This is a genomic window from Odoribacter lunatus (assembly GCF_943193135.1).
Classification (GTDB): domain Bacteria; phylum Bacteroidota; class Bacteroidia; order Bacteroidales; family Marinifilaceae; genus Culturomica; species Culturomica lunata.
The window spans coordinates 45,114-63,370 of record NZ_CALPCZ010000014.1 but is presented as its reverse complement, the minus strand read 5'-3'; the positions used below and the strand labels follow the sequence as shown (position 1 = coordinate 63,370).

The 18,257-nt window shown below is 42.0% G+C and carries 13 protein-coding genes; 11 read left to right on the top strand and 2 right to left on the bottom strand.

All coding sequences use genetic code 11. The annotated features are described in order from the left end of the window. Positions 1-4: 4 nt before the first annotated feature. Together NFR61_RS07085 and NFR61_RS07080 are read right to left on the bottom strand one after the other, a co-directional pair. Positions 5-1,576, bottom strand: a complete 1,572-nt coding sequence (locus NFR61_RS07085) for a hypothetical protein (RefSeq protein ID WP_251622096.1) — start codon at positions 1,574-1,576, stop codon at positions 5-7. A gap of 37 nt (positions 1,577-1,613) precedes the next feature. After that, positions 1,614-4,052: a hypothetical protein gene (locus NFR61_RS07080; protein WP_251622095.1), complete on the bottom strand. Its 2,439-nt coding sequence runs from the start codon at positions 4,050-4,052 to the stop codon at positions 1,614-1,616. Positions 4,053-4,812: 760 nt separating this feature from the next. On the opposite strand from NFR61_RS07080, the gene NFR61_RS07075 reads away from it, so the two are divergent. The 11 genes from NFR61_RS07075 to NFR61_RS07025 all read left to right on the top strand — a co-directional run bounded on the left by NFR61_RS07075 (position 4,813) and on the right by NFR61_RS07025 (position 18,176). Continuing rightward, on the top strand, positions 4,813-5,067 hold the full coding sequence (locus tag NFR61_RS07075) for a hypothetical protein (protein ID WP_251622094.1): 255 nt from the start codon (positions 4,813-4,815) through the stop codon (positions 5,065-5,067). A 1-nt stretch (position 5,068) separates the two neighbouring features. Beyond that, positions 5,069-6,631, top strand: coding sequence for a DUF4301 family protein (locus tag NFR61_RS07070; RefSeq protein WP_251622093.1), 1,563 nt, complete (start codon positions 5,069-5,071; stop codon positions 6,629-6,631). A gap of 36 nt (positions 6,632-6,667) precedes the next feature. Next, entirely contained in the window at positions 6,668-7,558 is an 891-nt protein-coding gene (locus tag NFR61_RS07065; protein WP_251622090.1) for a DUF368 domain-containing protein, read from the top strand. 3 nt (positions 7,559-7,561) lie between these two features. Continuing rightward, a complete protein-coding gene (locus NFR61_RS07060) occupies positions 7,562-8,317 on the top strand; it encodes a shikimate dehydrogenase family protein (protein ID WP_251622087.1) in 756 nt (251 codons plus the stop codon). A gap of 106 nt (positions 8,318-8,423) precedes the next feature. Beyond that, positions 8,424-9,296, top strand: a complete 873-nt coding sequence (locus tag NFR61_RS07055; protein WP_251622086.1) for an electron transfer flavoprotein subunit beta/FixA family protein — start codon at positions 8,424-8,426, stop codon at positions 9,294-9,296. A 46-nt stretch (positions 9,297-9,342) separates the two neighbouring features. Continuing rightward, a complete protein-coding gene (locus NFR61_RS07050) occupies positions 9,343-10,365 on the top strand; it encodes an electron transfer flavoprotein subunit alpha/FixB family protein (RefSeq protein ID WP_251622084.1) in 1,023 nt (340 codons plus the stop codon). 15 nt (positions 10,366-10,380) lie between these two features. Further along, positions 10,381-12,087 carry an acyl-CoA dehydrogenase family protein gene (locus tag NFR61_RS07045; protein WP_251622082.1) on the top strand — a complete coding sequence of 569 codons (1,707 nt, stop codon included), beginning with the start codon at positions 10,381-10,383 and terminating at the stop codon, positions 12,085-12,087. A 120-nt stretch (positions 12,088-12,207) separates the two neighbouring features. Next, positions 12,208-15,435 carry a S41 family peptidase gene (locus tag NFR61_RS07040; RefSeq protein ID WP_251622073.1) on the top strand — a complete coding sequence of 1,076 codons (3,228 nt, stop codon included), beginning with the start codon at positions 12,208-12,210 and terminating at the stop codon, positions 15,433-15,435. 133 nt (positions 15,436-15,568) lie between these two features. Then, a complete protein-coding gene (locus tag NFR61_RS07035) occupies positions 15,569-16,387 on the top strand; it encodes an AraC family transcriptional regulator (RefSeq protein ID WP_251622071.1) in 819 nt (272 codons plus the stop codon). Positions 16,388-16,406: 19 nt separating this feature from the next. Then, complete coding sequence (locus tag NFR61_RS07030) at positions 16,407-16,916, top strand: cupin domain-containing protein (RefSeq protein ID WP_251622069.1); 510 nt, start codon at positions 16,407-16,409, stop codon at positions 16,914-16,916. A gap of 111 nt (positions 16,917-17,027) precedes the next feature. Next, positions 17,028-18,176, top strand: coding sequence for an aldo/keto reductase (locus NFR61_RS07025; RefSeq protein ID WP_251622067.1), 1,149 nt, complete (start codon positions 17,028-17,030; stop codon positions 18,174-18,176). Positions 18,177-18,257: the final 81 nt, after the last annotated feature.

Here is an 18,257-nt window from a genome sequence, read left to right as displayed (position 1 = left end):
CGCATTATAACTGCCATCCCAACCACTTCAACGTGGCTCCAGGATCACTACTCGTGGCTACTAAATTTACACTAGAACTACAACTCGTCAAAACACCATTCGTCCCAACATTAACAATTGGTTTCGTATTAAATTTAACAGTAACAGGGAACGTATCGGAAGTACAAATTCCGTTATTATCAATCAAGGTATAAACCCAATAAGAAGCTGTCACTTGACCGGCTTGTTTTCTTGCAACTCCGTCACTTAAAGGATTTTTTCCACTATCCAACCATTTCAAATCTCCCACATAGGAATTTACCCACAAAACCAATGAATCATCACAAGTCGTCAGTAATGGATTTACAGTAACAGACGGCATCGTCTTCTGTACAAACACCTCTATCGTATCCCGACACCCCTCGAAGTCCAAGGTCAAAAAATAAGTTCCCTCTTCCGATACATTAATAGGACCATTAACAGGAGTACCCATAAGCGGATTTCTTGAAGCATTTAACCAATCTGTGTTTGTACCAGTCGGTATTAGATTTGTATATGAAAGAGTGATAACCGAAACTGATGAACAAGCATATATAATGCTGTCAATATCTGCTTTAGGCATTTTCTTAATATATACCTTCTGCGATATCGTATCGGACGTTGCTCCTGACCCAGAATTATAAGAATAAGCATAAATCGTATAAACTCCAGGATTTTGCCATTGAATAGTCACCATAGAACCGCTATCCGTAGCTGAGATTGTGGCACCACTCGGTTCCACATACCAAATACACGAATCAGCACCCTTAGGTGTTATATTAGAATTCAATGCATAATCGACATCAAACGGGAAACTTGTAGCACAAGATATTGTATCCATATCCTCTGCAAACACAGGTGGTTCAATATCCCCTCCAAGATCAACAATACCCGTACCTGAATATCTAATATTCAATATCAATTCTCCTGATGAACCCGCATTTATCGTCTGATTTCTTATACCAGTTTTATCGTCCGCAGGATCTAAAACAATTCCAACTTCTCCCGATACTCCCGGCTGTAATTGCCAAGTAATAGTTCCTAAAGTTAAATAATCATCTGTATTTTTAAAATCCAATGCATAATCTGCACTAACAGGACTTGTCATATAAATCAATCCCAACTGTTGATTCGCTCCATTAGCTAAAAAGAATTCATCTGGTGCAACAGCAGTTGCATTATATACAGAATAAACTAAACCACCTCCAAAATCCACTTTAGGAGCTTTTCCTTGTTCTCCAACTGCCCAATCCCACAATAATCCCCAATTGTTTATCCCTGTTCCTGTAAACTTATCCCATATTCCGTTATTAGTCGGATCCAACAGATCGTACCATTTGAAATAAATATCAGTACTATACAACTTAGTTGTTGGTATCGGTAAAGGAGGCGTTGCATACCAATCAGTCAATCGCCTCAATCTTACATCAACCTTATATACAAGAGCACTACCCACATTCTCAACATGGGCATTGTATAAATTAACCTCTATACTATCTCTACCTGCAGCACCCTGTACTGCTGCAAAAACTTCCCAACTCTGACCTATAAAAATCAAAGTTAATAGTATCCATATTTTATAATTCATACTCATATCACCAAATAAAAGCCTGTGTCGGATTTATATATCCTGTTGCTGTATTCGCTTTAGCAGTCCCCCAGGTATTTATATCAACAGTATTAACTCGCAGATTAAAATCTATATCTTCCACATAGTAATTCATTGATGAATTTACATTCAACTGAATCTTATTTCTATCAGCTGTTGTTATTTTTTCATTTGCATCAACATCCCCCACATACATAAAATAATTATTTATTGTCGGCGGTTTATAATAAGCAACATTCGTAATTCCTGCTATCGGAGCTATCGTTGATGTAAAGTCTAGCATAACACCACTTGGAATTGATGAACTTAAAGCTATTTTCACATTAGACATTATTCCCAAATGATTTCGATGTCTTACCACCACATAATAATCATTCTGAGGTAAATTTTTAAAACCAATATATGGATTACCAGCTGTATCACAAACAATACCATCTTCCCTTAAAAAACACGATAACGAATCAACCTTCTTAATAATATTAAATGGATAAATTAGAGAACCGATATTAGAGTCTGCTTCTACTACTGCAACTTCAAGCCAATCAACAAAACCCAATTCACCATTATCCTTTCTTTTCTGAACAATTTCACGCAATCGATTCGTCGTTATTTTAACATCAGGATTATAAGGTGATACAAAATAGGCTCCTGATAAATCCTGCATTTTCGTAAATGTATTCACATTAGACACATCTCCCATAAAAGCATACATTGAATTTAGCCCCTCTCGCCACGCTCCCCATAAATACACTTTCAATGTAAGATATTTTAAATCCTGCACTTCAATTTCCCTCATATAAGCACATTGACCCTCAGGCATCTTATATAACACCGTATCCAATCCTGTCGTATCTTTAGCAGTATAACTAAAAGGCAATTTATTCAAAGGACCTCTTGATATACTCCCTAAACCACGCAAAGAAACAATACCATTAGTAGTAATCGGCCAATTAGATGTACCATAGGTAAATACAGGTGAATTAATAGAATCCATTATTATAGTTTGTCCTGAAGCAACCGTAAGGAGAGGAAGCATCTGAAGATTATCCTCTTTTATAAAAACAGTATCATAATCAACTGCCACTAATGCATTATCACAATAACGTGTCCATATTTTATGAATAAAAACTTTGCCTTTCCCCATTACTTTATCTTGCCAATAATAAACGGTTTCACCATTTATTTGAGTACTTGACTCACTTAATGTTGTAATACCGACTTTCACCGTATCTGCAGATAAAGGTCCTCCATCACATGGATCTACCCAATAAATCATGTAAACAGAATCAATATCTGTCAATTCATTCTCTGAAACCCCATAGAAATTAAAACGAGCATCCACCGTCTCTTGTCCGGCACATTTCGTAATTGTATCTATTCTATTGGCAACATAGTCATCGCTCAATGGTGAAATAAATCCCTTAATTTGATCTCGAACTATCAACTGTGTTCCGCACCAAACTTCCGGATGGGTTGTTAATGTTGTATCCTTAACCAAACAATAAAAATAAATAGAATCTATTGACAGAGGGACCTCATCTATATATAAGGTATCCCCTTCTCCATTAAATTTATAATGATACGTATAATTCTTCCCAGTTGGCAAAGTCCGATTCTGTAAAGTATCTGTACTTACTATCGGATAAGAAGGAGCTCCCGGCAGGGAATCATACCATTCGTAAACAAGTCCCTTACCTGTAGATTCCGCATGCAAACCTATAGATAAAGGTCCTTTTTCACAAACATAATATTTCTTCTCCATACAATCCACATTCAACAAATCCGAGGGAAGTTTCTCTACATCTCCCGTTAATGCCTCTATAATAGGATTACCACCATACGTTTGTAAACCTGTGGCTCCACGCACACCTGTATCCCACTTTATACCTAAAATAACTGACAACGGCGTTCTTAACTTCCAACGCACTGTACATAACTTCTCTCGTTTTCCGACTGCCAATCTCAATTTGTATTTTGCACCGGAATTCACATTAACTCCCAATATAGCATTCCCTTGTCCTGCATCCTGACGTGTTAAAGCTATATGTAATCGCTCTGCCCAAACACCCACATTAGCCTGTAATACCGCATTCGGATTTCCACTACCTATAGAAACAATACCCGTACTCAAACTATCATGTACCCACACAAACTGCGGATCACCATCGAAAGCGCTAAAGTTCGCATAAAAATAAAGGTCACTGTTTCCTAATACAGTATCACTCATATTCCAACTGGCATTTGTACGCTCAATGAAAATAGAAAACTCCAAATAAGGTCCATCAGAATAATTCACAACCGTAGAATCTTCAATGCTTACCCGCAATGAATCAGTCCACAATAAACCTTGCGCAAAGGCTTCTTTCTCCCCTAAAAGCCATAATATGGCAATAATCCCGATTAATCTAAAAAAATATTTCTTCATTTCTGAATACTTCTTTACGTAAGGCAAAATTATACTTTTTTTGATAAAAGAGAATAAAACAAGATACGATCAACACACCAATTTACCCAACAAAACCATCCTTCGCAGTCATTTTCCACAAAGTAAAAATTATAAATATCTGTTTTTCAGTTGTATATGATATATTTACCAAGTCGTGTAAAAAAAACTTTTTATTGCCTATTAATTTCAATTTATAATTATTCTAAATTATATTTTTCTATTATATATTAAAAAATTACGTGAAAAATGTGCGAATGGTATATTTAAAAATATATGGATTTTATAATTCGTATAGCTCATATTAAATATATATAAAAGGTGCGAAGGAAAAGAAAAAGAAAAAGAAAATGTAAAATAAACTCTCTGAGAATCGAATATTCTGAATTGAATTTATGTTACACAGAAATATGCCAAAGAAATCCTATCAATACCTATGTTAAAAATATAAATCTATAGTTAAAATTATATATCGATATAAAAGAGATTAAAACGTTTTTAAAAAGTATATGTTTTCAGTGCAAAAAGGATATGTTTTTGCATCAAAAACATATCCTTTTTAATTCAGAACCGATAGAGTACAATTTGCTCCCTGAAAAACAGACATGAACACATATTCCTTTTTATTATATATTTATTTATTAAATACTTGATTATAAATATATTATATTCATTTCTATCTGTTTTGTGTCGTTATTCCGGAGATTTATTTTAACTTTGTACTATAATTAAATATAAAATCATGTTACCTAAATTTCTTATTGCAGACAATTCGCAGGAATCAAGTGATTTAGTCTATGTCGTGCATACAGAGAAACCACGTTGTATTATTGAATGTGATCTGGATGGATTTTACAGTAATCAGCATATTCATTGGATTGACGAAGAACCTTTTTCTCAAGATGATATTGATACATTGTTGGAAGAGGCGGAAGATTTTTATGAAAAAGAATTGGACAATCAAGAAGAACTATATGATAATTTAGAAGAATTATAATATGTATACAAAAGAAGATTTAAAAGAATTTAAAGACCGGGGTATCAAGTGTGAACAAATTGATCAACAGATTGAAAATTTTCAAAAAGGTTTTGATTATGTGAATCTTACAGAACCTGCTACCCTTGAAAACGGAATAAAAACCATACCTACCGATGAACAAAATTACCTCACGGATCTTTATGAAGAAGGGATACAGAATGCCGAAGTTGTAAAAATGGTTCCGGCTTCCGGCTCCGCCACCCGAATGTTTAAATCACTTTTCACATTTTTAGAAAAGTATACCGGCTCTACCGAAGATTTTCTAGAATTTGTACAGGATACGGAGCCCAACAGCATGCATGATTTCTTTACACACCTGAATGAGTTCCCTTTCTATTCCCGATTGAAGAATATTATGTGGGAAAAAGGAAAAGACCTGGATAAATTGCTGGATAAAAGAATGTTCAGAGAAATCCTAGAATACATCCTCGGGCCGAAAGGATTAAATTACGGAAATACTCCGAAAGGACTGGTTGATTTCCATGTATATCGTGATTTCGTCAGAACAGCTTTTGACGAACATTTAGTGGAAGCTGCACTCTATTGCAAAAAAGGCAAACAAGCTCGCCTGCATTTTACTGTTTCCTCCGAATATGTTGAACTATTCAAAAATCGGCTAAAAAAAGTAACCAAAGTATTTGAAAAAATGTTTGATGTAAAATATGAAGTTACTTTCTCCATTCAAAAACCTTCTACAGATATTGTCAGTATAGATGAAAAAGGAGAACTCGTTCGGGATGATTCCGGCAAAATCCTTTTCCGTCCGGGGGGACACGGCGCCTTGATTTACAATTTAAATGAAATCAATGCCGACGTCATTTTTATTAAAAATATCGATAATGTTATTCCGGACCGCAGCAAAGCCGATACCATTAAATTCAAAAAATTATTGGGGGGAGTCTTGTTGGAAACTCAAAGCAAAGTATTTGAACAACTTGACCTTTTGGAAAAAAAGACTATTACAGATTCCGAATTAGACGAAATTGATGCCTTTATTGAAAATAATATCGGTTATAAAAAAGCAAACAACTTGAATTTCTCATCCCAAAAAGAAAGAATCAAATTCTTACAACATATCCTCAATCGTCCTATCCGGGTTTGCGGTATGGTTAAAAACGAAGGAGAGCCTGGCGGAGGACCTTTCTGGGTAAAGACAAGTGATGGCAGTTCCAGATTAATGATTATCGAATCGGCGCAAATCAACCTAAAAGACAAGGAACAGAAAAAAATCTTTGATTGTTCCACCCATTTCAATCCAGTGGATATTGTTTGTGGTACCCGTAATTACAAGGGCAAACGATTCGACCTGCCAGACTTTATCGACCAAAGTCAGGGATTTATCACAAACAAATCATACAAAGGAAAAGACATAAAAGTACAAGAATTGCCCGGTCTCTGGAACGGAGCCATGGCTCAATGGATTACTATATTCGTAGAAGTTCCGTTGTCTACTTTTACACCCGTAAAAACCGTATTTGATTTGAGAAGATTTGAACATCGGAATGTTTTTTCCAAATCTTAAACACAATACCTATTTTATATAAATCAATCGGTTGTTATGGGGAAACAAAGAAATTATCTTTTATTGGTCATTAAAGGCTGTTGTATGGGAGCTGCTGATGTTGTTCCCGGAGTATCCGGAGGCACAATCGCATTCATTACAGGCATTTACGAAGAATTAATCTACTCCATAAAAAGTTTTGATCTAGCTGCATTAAAACTACTCTTTCAGCTAAAATTCAAAGAATTGTGGAAAAAAATAAACGGTAGTTTCCTGCTTTCCGTACTCTGTGGCATCGGTATTTCAATCTTTTCCTTAGCCAAATTGATGAACTATCTACTTACCACACATCCGATTGAAATCTGGTCATTCTTTTTTGGTTTGATTATTGCATCCGCTTTACTCATATCCAAAGAAATACAACAATGGAATTTCTCCACCTGGATTGCACTAATAGCAGGAGGTGCGGGAGCTTATACGATTACCATTCTATCCCCCGCTTCTACACCGGAAACATGGTGGTTCATCATGTTATCCGGTGCAATAGCCATTTGCGCCATGATATTACCCGGCATTTCAGGAGCATTTATTTTACTCTTGCTTGGAAAATATAGTTTCATCATGGAAGCCATTAGTGAGTTACATTTAGGAATCATTCTGCTCTTCGCTATCGGAGCCGTTATCGGGATCATCAGTTTTTCCCATTTTCTGTCCTGGCTACTGAAAAACCACCATGCTTTAACTATAGCCTTATTGACAGGATTTATGCTAGGCTCTTTAAATAAAGTATGGCCATGGAAAGAAACTTCCGGACTAAACGTATTACCGGACAAATATGCAACCCAATCCGACCCATTTATAGGACGTGCTGTTCTTTTATGCCTGCTCGGCTTTTTTCTGATACAAGGGATTGAATATCTTGCCCGAAAATTAAAAAAACAGCTTTAAAGCATGGATACTTATGGCATCGTAGGGTTTCCTTTAAAACATTCATTTTCCCAACGCTATTTCTCGGAAAAATTTCAATGTGAAAAGATTGAAGCGGAATACTTGAAATTTGAACAGGAAGACATATCGGAAATCTTACCTTTATTATCCCGCTATAAAAATTTGAAAGGCTTCAATGTAACAATTCCTCATAAACAATCCATCATTCCTTTTTTAGATGTATTGAGCGAAGAAGCTCAGAAAATCGGTGCTGTCAATTGCGTCAAGATTATTTCGCAAAATTCACAACTCCAATTTATCGGATACAACACTGACGTCTATGGTTTCAAATACGCCCTGATTCGCTTTATTCCCGAAAACATCACCCATGCCCTTATCTTGGGAAACGGCGGAGCGGCCAAAGCTGTAAAATTCGTTTTACAAGCACTCGGCATTCAATCATTAATCGTATCACGTACCCCCCGAAAAGCCGATGAAATCGGCTATCATGAAATCGCCCCCCTGCTCTCCCAATATCGGTTAATCATAAACACAACACCTTTAGGAACATGGCCGGACATACACTCTTATCCGGATATTCCCTATTCGCTTTTAAACTCCGGACACTATCTTTTTGATTTAGTATATAATCCGGAAACAACGGAATTTATGAAACGCGGAGCCTTTTACGGCGCACACACATGCAACGGTTGGGAAATGCTCATCAAGCAAGCAGAAAAAAGCTGGGCTATTTGGAGTTGTAATACAATCGAAAAATAAACATTAAAATAGCTTTTTCAATTTTAAATGTTACCTTTACCGAATTTTAATAGTGTAACGAAATAACAGAAGGTAAATATTAACCACAATAATTTAAAATACACACATGAAAGGATTAAAAATCGTTGTTCTTGCAAAGCAAGTTCCCGACACTCGAAATGTGGGAAAAGATGCAATGAAGGCAGACGGAACTGTTAACAGAGCAGCCCTACCTGCAATTTTCAACCCGGAAGATTTAAATGCCCTGGAACAAGCATTAAGAATCAAAGATAGTAACGAAGGTTCTACCGTACATATTTTAACGATGGGTCCCGGTCGGGCTGCGGAAATTATTCGCGAAGCCATGTTCCGTGGAGCCGATGGTGGTTATTTATTATCTGACCGGGCTTTTGCCGGTTCCGATACCCTTGCCACCTCCTATGCTTTATCATGCGCTTTACGAAATCTATCTGCCGATTTAATCATCTGTGGACGTCAGGCTATTGACGGAGACACAGCGCAAGTAGGACCGCAAGTAGCAGAAAAACTCGGTCTTCCGCAAGTTACTTATGCAGAAGAAGTATTGGCTTGCAACGACAAAGAATTGACTATCCGCCGCCGTTTGGAAAGAGGTATCGAAGTCGTAACTTGCCCGATTCCCGCTGTCATCACCGTAAACGGTTCTGCAGCATCCTGTCGTCCCCGCAATGCCAGAAGAGTCATGCAATACAAATATGCAAAGGCTGCATCCGAAATGCAAAATGCCGATGACGACTACATCAGCATCATCAATCAACGCCCATACCTGAAAATCACGGAATGGAGCGTAAACGACATTACCTGCGATCCACAAGATCTTGGTTTAAGCGGCTCACCGACGAAAGTAAAAACAATCGAGAACGTTGTTTTCCAAGCCAAAGAAGCAAAAACAGTGGAAGCAAATGACGAAGCGATTGAGAATATGGTGAAAGAATTGATCAGCAATCACACAATCGGATAAACAGCCAATCAACTTCATTAACTTTCAAACTTTATTAAATCAGATTATGAACAGCGTATTTGTATATTGCGAAATAGAAGATGGTACGATTGCCGACGTAAGCTTGGAATTGCTGACCAAAGGCCGTACCCTTGCCAGTAAATTAGGTGTAAAACTGGAAGCTATCGTTTTAGGTTCCGGATTAAAAGACGTGGAAAAACAGGTATTCCCATACGGAGTTGATGTATTATGGAAAGGGGATGACAAACGCCTGGCTCCTTACACGACACTTCCCCATACGTCCGTATTGGTCAATCTCTTCAAAGAAGAAAAACCGCAAATCGCCTTTATGGGGGCTACCAGCATAGGACGCGACTTGGGACCCCGTGTTTCCTCCGCCCTGCACAGCGGCTTGACAGCCGATTGTACCAGTCTGGAAATTGGAGACTATGAAGATGCCAAAACCAAACAAGTTTATCACAACCTGCTTTACCAAATCCGCCCGGCATTCGGAGGAAACATCGTTGCGACTATTGTAAATCCGGAATGCAGACCTCAAATGGCAACCGTGCGTGAAGGCGTAATGAAAAAAGAAATATACAACCCCTCTCATCAGGGAGAAGTAAAAAATATCGATGTCAACCGATACGTAAATGCAGATGTTGATTTCGTCATAAAAGTCATTGAACGCCAAATTGAAAAATCAAAAATCAATCTGAAAGCAGCGCCGATTATTGTTGCCGGAGGATACGGAGTCGGCTCCAAGGAGAATTTCAATTTATTGTATGAATTGGCTGAAGTATTAGGAGGAGAAGTCGGTGCTTCCCGTGCTGCCGTAGATGCAGGATTCTGCGAACACGAGCGGCAGATCGGACAAACCGGTGTCACCGTTAGACCGAAATTATATATTGCATGCGGTATTTCCGGACAAATCCAACATACCGCCGGTATGGAAGAATCAGCAATGGTCATCGCTATCAATACCGACAGCAACGCACCGATCAACAAATTCGCCGACTATGTCATTACAGGCGATTTAAATGTTGTTATCCCGAAGATGATTCAATATTACAAGAAAAACAGTAAATAATTTATAATTCAGAATATGGCTAATTTTTATACAGACAATGAAGATATAAAATTTCATCTCGGTCATCCGCTGATGAAAAAGATTGTAGACCTGAAAGAACGCAACTACACTCAGGTGCAACAGTATGAATCAGCCCCTAAAGACTTTGAAGATGCTCTTGACAATTATGACAAAGTATTGGAAATTGTAGGTGAAATATGCGGAGAAGTCGTAGCTGTCAATGCTGAATCAGTAGATGCTGAAGGACCTCAGGTAATTGACGGTCACGTAAAATATGCCGCAGGAACCCAACAAAACATCGACGTCATCAACCAGGCCGGATTAAACGGTATCTCCCTGCCGCGGGAATACAACGGATTAAACTTCCCGATTGTACCTTTCATCATGGCAGCTGAGTTGGTTGCTCGTGCCGATGCCGGATTGCAAAACATCTGGGGATTGCAGGACTGTGCCGAAACAATCAACGAATTCGCCAGTGCGGAACAGAAAGCCAAGTATCTCCCCCGTGTTTCTGCTGGAGAAACCTGCGCCATGGACCTGACGGAACCGGATGCTGGTTCGGACTTACAGGCCGTACAACTGAAAGCTACCTACAACGAAAAAGACAATACATGGTACCTGAACGGTGTAAAACGCTTCATTACCAACGGAGACGGACATATCTCCCTGGTATTAGCACGTTCTGAGGAAGGGACTAACGACGGACGCGGTCTTTCCATGTTCATTTACGACCGCAACAGCAATGCCGTAACCGTACGCCGCATCGAGAACAAATTAGGTATCAAAGGCTCTCCTACTTGTGAGCTGGTATTCAAAAACGCCCCCGCAGAACTGGTAGGTGAACGTAAAATGGGATTGATTAAATACGTCATGGCGCTAATGAACGCCGCCCGTTTGGGTATCGGTGCACAATCCACCGGTATAGCCGAAGCCGCTTACCGGGAAGGTTTGAAATATGCCCAAGAGAGAAAACAGTTCGGTAAAGCTATCATTGAATTCCCTGCCATCTACGAAATGCTTTCCAACATGGAAGCCAAACTGCACGGAATCCGCTCCGTTCTCTATGAAACGGCCCGTTTTGTTGATGTCTACAAAACCTACTATCACATATCCAAAGAAAGAGCGTTGGATAAAGATGAACGGAATGAAATGAAAGAATACCAGAAACTGGCTGATATCTATACTCCGCTGCAGAAACTGTTCGCCAGCGAATACGCCAACGAGATCGCTTACGATGCGTTGCAGATTCACGGCGGTTCCGGTTTTATGAAAGACTATCCTATTCAGCGTTACGTTCGGGATGCCCGTATTACCAACATCTATGAAGGAACTTCACAGTTGCAGGTTGTGGCAGCCATCCGTGGCGTAACCACCGGACAGTACCTGAAACACATCCGGGAAGTATATGAAAAAACGGAAGTCGCACCGGAACATGAGTATTTGAAAAACACGCTGAAAGGAATGGCCGATACGCTGGAAAGAACGACAGCGACCGTCAATGCCGCAGGCAATACGGAATACACCGACTTCCACGCCCGTCGGTTGGTGGAAATCGCCGGTTATACCATTATCGGACACCTGTTGTTGCAGGATAGCCAACGTGCTGCCCGCTTCCTTAAATCAGCCGAAATATTCATCAAATACGGCCAGGCCAAGGTAGCCGCTCACGCTGCTTTCATCGACAACTTCAATCCCGACCAATTGGGAATGTACAAAAAATAAATAAAAACGCCCTTCGGGGCGTTTTTTCTTTTGTGTATTAATTATTTCTTAAAAATATTCAAGCCTCCGTTTTATAAGTAAAAAAGAGTTACATTTGGCTCATTATTAATTATAACGGACATGAATATCTTAAAAATCTTCCTTACAATCAGCATGCTTTTGGCGGTCTGCGGACTTCAAGCCCAAGGCAATGCTTTATGGATGCGCTATCCGGCCATCTCTCCGGATGGAAAAACTATCGCATTCAATTACAAAGGCGATATCTACACCGTCAGCAGCGAGGGTGGACGCGCCACACAATTAACGACAAATCCCGCCTATGACGGACGTGCCGTATGGTCGCCGGACAGCAAAACGATAGCTTTCGCTTCCGACCGTGAGGGAGGCATGGATGTCTACATCGTCAGTGCAACAGGAGGAACTCCCAAACGTCTGACCTGGAACTCCGCATCCGAAGTTCCTGTTACCTTTACTCCGGACGGGAAAAAAATCCTCTACCAGACCAACCTGCTGCCCGATGCGAATTACACCCAATTCCCCTCCGGTTCGCAGGTGTATGCCGTAGATTTAAACGGAGGAAGACCGGAACAATTTCTTACATTCGATGCCTATAACATTCAATTCTCTTCCAAAGGAGACAAAATCGTCTACCACGACAAAAAAGGGTATGAGGACGAATGGAGAAAACATCACAAATCTTCTGTCACACGGGACGTCTGGATGCACGACCTCAAAACGGGGAAATTCACCAACCTCACCAATCAGGAAGTGGAAGACCGCAATCCGGTATTTGCTGAAAACGATGAAAATATCTACTTTTTGAGTGAACGTTTCGGAGACTTCAACATCTGCAAAATGTCCCTGAACAATCCCAAAGACATAAAACAGATAACCAAACACAGCAAGCACCCCGTACGTTTCCTTACCAAATCCGATGACGGAACGCTCTGCTATTTCTTCAACGGAGAAATTTACACTGTAAAAGAAGGAGAACAACCCAAAAAACTAAATATTAACATTTTCGGTGACCAGATAGAACAACAGATTACCCCATCCAACATGAGCGGCGGAGCCAGAGAAATAGCCCTCTCTCCTAACGGAAAAGAAATCGCATTCATCGTACGCGGTGATGTCTTCGTTACCTCCGTTGAATACAATACTACCAAACGCATTACCAATACTGCCAGCCAGGAACGTTCCGTCAGCTTTTCACCGGATGGCCGGACATTGGTATACGCCGGAGAGCGGGACGGGAACTGGAATATCTATACCGCTTCATTGACAGACAGCACGGACAAACTGTTTACCTATGCGAAGGAAATCAAAGAAGAACAACTCACCAAAGGTGAAAATGCCAAATTTGAACCTCAGTTTTCACCGGACGGTAAAGAAGTGGCATTCCTTGAAAACCGCACAGAAATCAAAGTAATCAACCTAAAAAATAAAAAAACACGCACTGTTTTACCAGCAAAATACAACTATTCCTACAGTGACGGAGACCAATGGTATCAATGGTCTCCCGACGGAAAATGGATTTTAGCCAATTATTTTGAGCACGGCGGCTGGCAGAACACAGACATCGCATTAGTGAAAGCGGACGGCAGCCAGGAAATCCACAATCTTACCAACAGCGGTTACAGCGATGCTGCACCCAAATGGATGATGGACGGCAAAGTCATTATCTGGCACTCGGACAGAGCCGGTTACCGCAGCCACGGAAGCTGGGGCGCCCACTACGATGTATACGCCATGTTCCTCGATCCTGAAGCCTGGGATGACTTCAAAATGAATAAAGAGGAAGCCGCTTTGGCCAAAGAACTGAAGAAAGAGAATCCGAAAAAAGAAGAAAAAGCTAATAAAAAAGACAGCAAGAAGAAAGAGGAGAAAAAAGATCTTACCATTGACTTTAACAATCTGGAAGACCGCATCGCCCGTCTGACCATTAACTCCTCCAATTTGGGAGACGCTGTTTTAACCAAAGACGGAAACAAGCTGTATTATCTTTCCCGTTTCGAAGGCGGATACGACCTGTGGGTACGCGATTTCAAAGAAGGAAGCACCAAGATTTTATCCAAACTCAACAAATGGGGCGGTGCCCTTGAAATGGACAAAGAAGGTAAAAATCTGTTCCTGCTTTCCGGAGGTCAGATTTCCAAAATAGACATTAACAGTGGTAAAGTCACTCCGGTTACCTATACAGCTGAAATGGAACTGAAAAAACCGCAGGAAAGAGAGTATATCTTCGACCATGCCTGGCAACAAGTCGTGGATAAATTCTATGACCCAGCCATCCACAACGTAGACTGGAAATTTTATCAAAAAGAATACAAGCGCTTTTTGCCGCACATCAACAACAACTACGACTTTGCCGAAGCATTGGGAGAACTGCTGGGCGAATTAAACGCCTCCCATACCGGTGCGCGGTATTACAGTTACAACAGTGCTCCGCAAACTGCTGCATTAGGTGCATTCTATGATCCGGAATACAAAGGAGACGGCTTAAAAATCAAGGAAATCATTGAAAAAGGACCGTTAAACACCGCCAAAACCAAAATCAAAGCAGGCGTTATCATTGAAAAAATCAACAACCAGCCCGTCAAGGCAGGCGAAGACTATTTCCATTTATTGAACAACCAAAGCGGGAAACGGGTTTATTTGGACCTGTATGACCCGACCACCAAGGAACACTGGTCCGAATACGTGAAACCCATTTCCCAGGGTGCGCAAAACAGCTTACTGTACAACAGATGGGTAAAACAACGGAAAGCCCTGGTCGACAAACTGTCTGACGGAAAAATCGGTTACGTACACATTCAAGGCATGAACAGCGCAAGTTTCCGTGAAATATATTCCGAAATCTTCGGACGCTACCGGAACAAAGAAGCCATCATCCTGGACACCCGCTATAACGGCGGCGGCTGGTTGCATGAGGACCTCGTCAACATGCTAAGCGGTAAAAAATTCGCGGAATTCCTCCCCCGCGGTCAATACATCGGCCAGGATCCTTTTGCCCAATGGACCAAACCTTCCGCTGTCATCATGAGCGAAAGCAATTACAGTAACGCACACGGCTTCCCCTGGGTATACAAAGAACTCGGACTCGGTAAACTGGTCGGTATGCCCGTACCGGGTACCATGACCGCCGTGTGGTGGGAAACCCAGCAGGACCCCAGCCTCGTATTCGGTATTCCCGAAGTTGGCATGAAAGACAATCAGGGACGCTATCTGGAGAACCTGCAACTGGAACCAGACATCAGAGTCACCAACGATCCGGCATCGGCTATCCAGGGACGCGACCTGCAACTGGAAGCAACCGTAAAAAGCCTGCTGGAAGAAATTAAGAAATAAATCATCCGACTGATTCTCCAATTCCCCTCAAAAGCAGCAGTTTTTGAGGGGAATTTCTGTTAAATTTGAGCCTTCCAACAAAATTCCATACACGAAAAGTTCGTATCTTTGTCTTTGAAATAAGGAAATAACTATGGAACGTCTGGATGTTTTTGACTGCTCGAACGTGTTTATGGCAAGCTATTTTACCGATGACCGCGGATGTGCGCACTGCAACCGGGAGCATACGCTCATTTACATTTATTCCGGCGAACTGGAGATTACCGAACGCGGACGCAAAACCGTGCTGCATCCCGGTGACTGCGCTTTTATGCGGCGTGATAACCGGATGTGGCTGCAAAAGCGGGCAAAGGAAGGGAATCCCTATCGTTCTATCGTGCTGAAATTTTCCCGTGAGTTTCTTGGCGAATTTTATCAGACGCTCAACCGACGCGACATTCCGGCAGATGCCAGACGCGATAAGGCGAGCTTACGTGTTCTGCCCTCGAATCGTCCCGACATACGGAGCCTGTTTGAATCCGTGATTCCCTATTTCGATGCCGCCGTAAAGCCCTCTGAAGAGGTTTTGAAATTGAAAATGACGGAGGGCGTTTATGCGATTCTGCATACGGATGAAAATCTCTATGCTTCGCTGTTCGATTTCGTTGACCCGTGGAAAATCGACATTATGGAGTTTCTGGAAAAGAACTACAAGAACGAGCTTTCGATGCAGGAAATCGCCTATTATACCGGTCGCTCGCTGGCGACTTTCAAACGGGACTTTGCCAAGGTCAGCGACCTCACGCCACAGAAATGGCTGACAAAGCGACGTCTCGATGCCGCCTACGAACAAATCCGGAAAGGCGGTCGCAAAATTTCCGACATCTGCTATGAAGTGGGCTTCAAAAACCTCTCTCACTTTTCAAAGATATACAAGGAAGCGTATGGCGTGGCTCCGACAGGAAGTATATAACTAAAATCCGACAATCATTATGGCAACCATTATTCGAAAAGAAGAACGCGATTTTCAGCCGAATCCCGGCAAGATAGACGGATTTCGGCTGCTGACCGACATTTCCCGGCAGGTGAAAGGCGTTGAACCGCAATACCTGAATTTCGACTTGCGGCAGCTCAATCCGCAGCAATACAATGCCCCTTATCATTTCCATCGCTATGCGGAAGAATTGTTCTTTATATTGTCCGGTTCGGCGACCCTGCGAACGCCTGCCGGACTTGAAACCGTGCACGAAGGGGACATTTTGTTTTTTGAGTCAGGAGAGAGCGGTGCGCACCAGCTCCACAATCACACCGAGGAGCCTTGCACCTACCTCGATATGCGTTCCTACATCGGTCACGATGTGTGCGAATATCCCGATTCGGACAAAATCATCCTCGTCCCCGCCGGCGAAACATTCCGCAGGAGCGAACAACATCCTTATTTTGAGGGAGAGACCGAAGTGGATAAAGTCTGGGCTGATTTGAAGAAATGTGGAAGTAAGTAAGGTAAAAAGAGTTCTCATATTGAACCTTGCAACAAAACATTTTGAGCCTCGCAACAAATCCGTTGCGGGGCTTTCCGTTTACCTTTGCGTCAGAACTTTAATTATATCATTATGAAGCAGGAAATCAGTCGTCGCCATTTTCTGAAAGTGGCAGCAACCGTGGGAGCGGCGCTCACCATTCAACCCGTTGTCAACAAGGTAAAGGCTGCTAATGTCGCCCTCGGTGACGCTAACGCATCGCCCGTTATCAAGAATGGTATGCCCTGCCGCACGCTTGGCACGGGACGTGCGGCATTGGAAGTATCCGCCCTCGGTTTTGGCGTAATGGGTATGACTTATAACCGCAGCCAGCACCCTGATAAGAAAGCGTGCATCCGGCTGTTGCACGAAGCAGTGGAACGTGGCGTCACGCTTTTCGACACCGCTATCATTTACGGACCTCTGACCAACGAGTATCTGGCGGGAGAAGCCTTGTCGGCATTCAAGGGCAAAATCAACGTGACCACCAAATTCGGTCACGAAGTCATTGACGGCAAAGGCACGGGACGGCAGGACAGCAGTCGTGCGACGGTGCGCCGTTATTGTGAAGAATCCCTGAAACGTCTGCGGACGGATTCCATCCCGTTGTTTTATCAGCATCGCTATGACCCGCATACGCCGATTGAAGAGGTGGCGGAAACCATCAAAGAACTCATCCAAAAGGGCAAAGTGCAGCGTTGGGGATTGTGCGAAGTGAGTGCCGAGACGATTCGCAAGGCTCACGCCGTTTGTCCGCTTACCGCCATTCAAAGCGAATATCACCTGATGCACCGTGACGTGGAGCAAAACGGCGTGCTGGACATCTGCCGGGAACTCGGCATCGGCTTTGTGCCTTACAGCCCTATCAACCGGGGTTTTCTCGGCGGCTGCATCAACGAATACACCGTTTTCGATACGGCGAACGACAACCGCCACACCCTGCCCCGCTTCCAGCCCGATGCCATTCGCGCCAACACGCGCATCGTGGCGGCATTGCAACGCTTCGGTAGGGAGCGCGGTATGACCTCGGCGCAGGTGGCTCTCGGTTGGCTTCTGCAGAAAGCCCCGTGGATTGTTCCAATTCCGGGAACGACCAAGCAGTCGCACCTGGAAGAGAATTTGCATACGCTTGCTTTTGACGTTCCAGCCGAAGCGTGGAGCGAGTTGGAACGCACCGTTGCCGCCATCCCCGTTGTCGGTGACCGTTATAATGCTGAGCAACAAAAACAAGTTGGACATTAATCCTCCCTACACAATCCGTTTTATTAAAAGCATACTACTAACAAACCCATAGTAGCCATGCTTTTTATGACAGAATAACAC

Excerpts from the sequence above, each read along its gene's own strand:
- NFR61_RS07080 (WP_251622095.1), bottom strand. The coding sequence starts at position 4,052 with ATGAAGAAATATTTTTTTAGATTAATCGGGATTATTGCCATATTATGG.
- NFR61_RS07035 (WP_251622071.1), top strand. The coding sequence starts at position 15,569 with ATGGAACGTCTGGATGTTTTTGACTGCTCGAACGTGTTTATGGCAAGC.
- NFR61_RS07030 (WP_251622069.1), top strand. The coding sequence starts at position 16,407 with ATGGCAACCATTATTCGAAAAGAAGAACGCGATTTTCAGCCGAATCCC.
- NFR61_RS07075 (WP_251622094.1), top strand. The coding sequence starts at position 4,813 with ATGTTACCTAAATTTCTTATTGCAGACAATTCGCAGGAATCAAGTGAT.
- NFR61_RS07055 (WP_251622086.1), top strand. The coding sequence starts at position 8,424 with ATGAAAGGATTAAAAATCGTTGTTCTTGCAAAGCAAGTTCCCGACACT.
- NFR61_RS07050 (WP_251622084.1), top strand. The coding sequence starts at position 9,343 with ATGAACAGCGTATTTGTATATTGCGAAATAGAAGATGGTACGATTGCC.
- NFR61_RS07060 (WP_251622087.1), top strand. The coding sequence starts at position 7,562 with ATGGATACTTATGGCATCGTAGGGTTTCCTTTAAAACATTCATTTTCC.
- NFR61_RS07040 (WP_251622073.1), top strand. The coding sequence starts at position 12,208 with ATGAATATCTTAAAAATCTTCCTTACAATCAGCATGCTTTTGGCGGTC.
- NFR61_RS07025 (WP_251622067.1), top strand. The coding sequence starts at position 17,028 with ATGAAGCAGGAAATCAGTCGTCGCCATTTTCTGAAAGTGGCAGCAACC.
- NFR61_RS07045 (WP_251622082.1), top strand. The coding sequence starts at position 10,381 with ATGGCTAATTTTTATACAGACAATGAAGATATAAAATTTCATCTCGGT.
- NFR61_RS07065 (WP_251622090.1), top strand. The coding sequence starts at position 6,668 with ATGGGGAAACAAAGAAATTATCTTTTATTGGTCATTAAAGGCTGTTGT.
- NFR61_RS07070 (WP_251622093.1), top strand. The coding sequence starts at position 5,069 with ATGTATACAAAAGAAGATTTAAAAGAATTTAAAGACCGGGGTATCAAG.